The organism is Marinobacter goseongensis, from assembly GCF_023156235.1.
In the GTDB taxonomy this organism is placed as follows: domain Bacteria; phylum Pseudomonadota; class Gammaproteobacteria; order Pseudomonadales; family Oleiphilaceae; genus Marinobacter; species Marinobacter goseongensis.
In genome coordinates this window covers 1-2,898 of record NZ_JAKZAI010000062.1, presented here as the reverse complement: position 1 = coordinate 2,898, position 2,898 = coordinate 1, and the positions used below count along the sequence as shown (strand labels likewise).

Here is a 2,898-nt window from a genome sequence, read left to right as displayed (position 1 = left end):
AACCCATATCTCTGGCAGCCTGAGCCAGGGAAACAACCGGATCATAGCTTAGGGACACCATCAGGTTGTCCAACTGAATGGGTCCATCTCACACCAAACATTTTTAGAGGCGTCATGCCATTTATTGATTCAGCCCAATCACCGGAACTCGCTTGGAGGCATCCATGGTGCCGTCATATTTTCGCTGGCTGACATCACCTTTGCTGCAGCGTGCAATGCGTCCGATGGTAGATATATAGGCACACAGGCTGAGATCCGTTACATGCGAGGAACAGACGACCAAGACCTACGAGCAACAGCCCGCCTGGTTGGCCAATCCAATCGGTTTGCCCACTATTCGGTGTTGGTTAACGATGGGAAAGGCCGGGAAGTCGCATTGTTTACTGCCTCAGCCTACAAACTTGGCAATCGAGAACTGGGCTCGTGAACACGATGGTTATTGAAGAACACTGGATCGATACACCTTTAGGCAGATACTTTGCAAAAAGCTGGACCCCTAAGGCATCAGCGGTGGAGCCCTCCGCTCCAATTTTGCTTTTCCATGATTCACTTGGAAGCGTTGAGCTATGGCGAGACTTTCCACACCTTCTGGCTACTGCTACAAGTCGTAGAGTGGTTGCCTATGACCGCTTTGGATTCGGCCGTTCTTCCAGCCATTCTGGCGGATGGTCTGTTGGGTTTATTGACGATGAAGCCGAGCACTGCTTTCCGGTGTTGCAGAACGCCCTGGCGTTCACCAATTTCGTTGCCTTCGGGCATAGTGTTGGTGGAGCTATGGCTGCCGCCTGCGCCTCAAGATACAGCACACAGTGTGAGGCTTTGATAACCGAGTCAGCACAAGCTTATGTCGACACGGGGGTTCTGGAAGGCATTCGGCAGGCAAAACAGTTCTTCGAGAGTAACAATCAGATCGATCGGCTAGCCAAATATCACGGAGACAAGGCTCTGTGGGTACTATCTACTTGGTGCGATACCTGGTTATCAGAAGCTTTTGCTTCTTGGACAATTAACCAGTCGGCTCCCAACGTGCTCTGCCCCCAACTGGTCTTTCATGGTGATCGCGACGAGTATGGCTCAACCGACCATGCTCGTTACATAGCCACCCTTTCCAACGATTCAAGTAACCTGATAATCCTGAACGAATGCGGCCACGTACCGCATCGGGAATACCCGGATGTAATCGTTCGGGAAACGGAAAAGTTTCTACGGCACCAAATACCTCTCCGCCAAAAATAGAACTGGAAGCTCGACACAAATGAACACTGTAAACATTCCTGTTTTAGTTGCACCGCTGATTAGAGTATTTCGACGAGGTGGCACAGTTAGTCCATTTGATCGTTTGCTAGGTTCTTGAGTAGCCACCAAGCGCTTAACTAGGGCAGATAAAGCCAAGGATATGAGGGTGCTGCGAATGTTCGCTTTTGTTTAGCTGAGTCCTATCCCCAAAGCGAACATTCAGATGGTGGGATAACGCCGTTCAGGACGCGCCGGAGCGCAGCGGGGGAAGTCCACTGTCGGCTTGAGCCCTTGGTTAAGTTTTATTTGCATGTACGCCCGCAAGGAACTGCTTGGGAAACTGTTCATTGGTATGAAACGACTCGCCGAAGCTCCGTAAATCCGGCACCGAAAACTCATCTCCGCCTACAGCCAAATCAGCGTGATTCTTTGGACCATCATAATTTCTCACTCTCTCCAAGAATTCGGAATTTTGAGCATCTCTCATGTCGACGTAGTACTGCAGTGAGAATTCAGCCTCTGAGGCCTGTTTCAACCAAGAGGAAATTTGGCCAAGGTCTGATCCTAGAACGGCAGAAATTCTTCCGACCTCCAAAATCGCTACACACTCTGGAAATTCTGCCTTAATGGTCGCGTACGCACGCTGCCTGAGTTCCGTGCCGTACACAGCAGCCCGACCATCAACAATTAATTCCCAGACAGGCGTTTGATTCGGAAAAGGCTCACCGGACCAATATGGATCAGCCCAGTCAACGGACTTTAGACATCCACTACTATCCAACGGAGCATGCGTGATCCAATTTGCGTCGTGGCGGCTGACAGTTGCTCCAGGCAACAATCCTAGTTCTGCCTGATACTCAGGGGCGAAGTGGCCACCCCATTCTCTAGCCACTTCAAATCCTGACGGGTCTTCAAAAAAATACATGCCAGCCAGTCGAGACACTTTGGTTGAGTACTTCAACTGCCGAACTCGCTCAATTACAAGTTCGTTGCCAAGCCTCGCCGAGTTACGGTGCTTGAGCATGCCAGCTAGCATCACGGGAGTTGGGCACTTAGGATATTTATTGCCTGCTTGAGCAGAGACCAATATTCCCCGGTACGCGTTCCACGCCACCATTGGGTCGTCAGTATCAATACAGCCGTAGACGGATTGCACTCGAGTCCTCCGAAGAAATTTAACGCCTGTGCAGCATGCGTGCCCACGCACTGAATCCGTAGGCGCAATGTGGTGGGCATCGACGTGCCTCCAAGGTTAGTTGGCGATGATCATTGACGCGGCGCGAACTAATTGCAAAAGGCCCCAAACAAATGTGATGACTCCGCCTATCCCCCAAAGCCAACCTAGGCCGTTGAGGAGCGTGTTATTTTTATCGGCGACTTCGGTCTTTACATGAAGCAAAAAAGCGTGACCTATCATGTGGGCTTTCAGCATCATCAACAGAATGATTGAAGCGAACAGCCAATACCACCCATTTGCTGCAATGCTCGATGCGTCCTCCGGAACTACACCAGATTTTTTAGCGGAGACCATGACACTGATCGAAACAGATAAAGCACCACCGGCTATCAGAAATACGGCGTTCGCTAGCCCGGATTTCTCATGACGGGATAAAAGAAAGCGGCTGAAAGTGCTATAGTTTCAGGACCTTACACCGTTCACCA

The 2,898-nt window shown here is 50.6% G+C and carries 4 protein-coding genes; 2 read left to right on the top strand and 2 right to left on the bottom strand.

Annotation, left to right across the window (positions count from 1 at the left end; translation table 11 throughout):
• Positions 1 to 124 precede the first annotated feature (124 nt).
• Together MLC70_RS18800 and MLC70_RS18255 are read left to right on the top strand one after the other, a co-directional pair.
• Positions 125 to 427, top strand: coding sequence for a PaaI family thioesterase (locus tag MLC70_RS18800; RefSeq protein ID WP_427902119.1), 303 nt, complete (start codon positions 125 to 127; stop codon positions 425 to 427).
• A 5-nt stretch (positions 428 to 432) separates the two neighbouring features.
• Complete coding sequence (locus MLC70_RS18255) at positions 433 to 1,236, top strand: alpha/beta fold hydrolase (protein WP_248185941.1); 804 nt, start codon at positions 433 to 435, stop codon at positions 1,234 to 1,236.
• A 295-nt stretch (positions 1,237 to 1,531) separates the two neighbouring features.
• On the opposite strand, the gene MLC70_RS18250 is transcribed toward MLC70_RS18255, so the two are convergent.
• Entirely contained in the window at positions 1,532 to 2,392 is an 861-nt protein-coding gene (locus tag MLC70_RS18250; RefSeq protein ID WP_248185938.1) for a hypothetical protein, read from the bottom strand.
• 96 nt (positions 2,393 to 2,488) lie between these two features.
• Positions 2,489 to 2,767 carry a hypothetical protein gene (locus MLC70_RS18245; protein WP_248185935.1) on the bottom strand — a complete coding sequence of 93 codons (279 nt, stop codon included), beginning with the start codon at positions 2,765 to 2,767 and terminating at the stop codon, positions 2,489 to 2,491.
• Positions 2,768 to 2,898: the final 131 nt, after the last annotated feature.